Origin of the sequence: Verminephrobacter aporrectodeae subsp. tuberculatae At4, from assembly GCF_000193225.1 — a bacterium.
GTDB classification, from domain to species: domain Bacteria; phylum Pseudomonadota; class Gammaproteobacteria; order Burkholderiales; family Burkholderiaceae_C; genus Acidovorax; species Acidovorax aporrectodeae.
Window position 1 is genome coordinate 1 of the sequence record NZ_AFAL01000650.1, and the last position, 276, is coordinate 276.

Consider the following 276-nt stretch of genomic DNA (forward strand, 5'->3'; position numbering starts at 1 on the left):
GCGCCAAGACATCAGCGACACAGCCGACCCGAAAAAAACCACCACGACCACCTGGCACTACACAGGCAGCCAACTCACTGCCCTCGAACACCCCACGCAAAGCGAGCACTACCAGCACGACGCGCAGGGCCTGCGAACCGAACGGCGCACCATCCGGCACCAGGCCGACGGCAGCACCCAAAACAGCCTGACGCGCTACACCCACGACGAACAAGGCAACGTGCTCAGCACCAGCCTGCCCGACGGCAGCCGCCTGATCTATCAGCGCGACCCGCA

General features: G+C 64.9%; 1 protein-coding gene. It reads left to right on the forward strand.

What is annotated here, in order from left to right; translation table 11 throughout:
- Positions 1-276: hypothetical protein (locus VTU_RS33865; RefSeq protein ID WP_010107291.1), on the forward strand; the 276-nt coding region annotated here is incomplete at both ends.